Origin of the sequence: Streptomyces fulvoviolaceus (assembly GCF_000718165.1) — a bacterium.
Taxonomy (GTDB): Bacteria; Actinomycetota; Actinomycetes; order Streptomycetales; family Streptomycetaceae; genus Streptomyces; species Streptomyces fulvoviolaceus.
On the sequence record NZ_JOEY01000182.1, the window covers coordinates 1 to 502 of the forward strand.

General features: G+C 74.7%; 1 pseudogene. It reads left to right on the forward strand.

Features of this window, described 5'->3' with window-relative positions:
• Positions 1-502, forward strand: a pseudogene (locus IG08_RS0153420) (hypothetical protein); the annotation flags it as partial.

Consider the following 502-nt stretch of genomic DNA (forward strand, 5'->3'; position numbering starts at 1 on the left):
GGCGGTCTACCTCCTGCAGCGGGTCTCCGGCTCCGGGACGCTGTACACCGTCGCCGAGGTCGTCGCCGGCCTCGCCGGGGCGGTCGCGGTGATCGGACTGCTGCTCGGCCGCTTCACCAAGCGCCACCGCCTGACCGGCATCGCCGCCCTCGCCGCGGTCGTCGCCCTGCTCGCCGGCCCCGCCGCCTACTCCCTCTCGGCAGCCACCACCGCCAGCACCAACGGCACCAACCCCACCGCCGGCCCCACCACCAACAGCGGCATGGGCGGAGGCGGAGGCGGCGGCCAGCGCCCCAGCGGCAACGCCCCCACCGGCACCGCCAAGACCGGCTCCAGCAGCTCCGGTCAGCAGTCCATGGGCCAGCCCCCCTCCGGCGGCAACCCCTCCGGCGGCAACTCGCCCTCCTCCTCGTCGGAGTCCGGCACCACCCAGACCACCGGCGGCGGAGGCGGCAGCACCCAGGTCTCCTCCGCGATGATCACCTACCTGAAGAAGAACCAG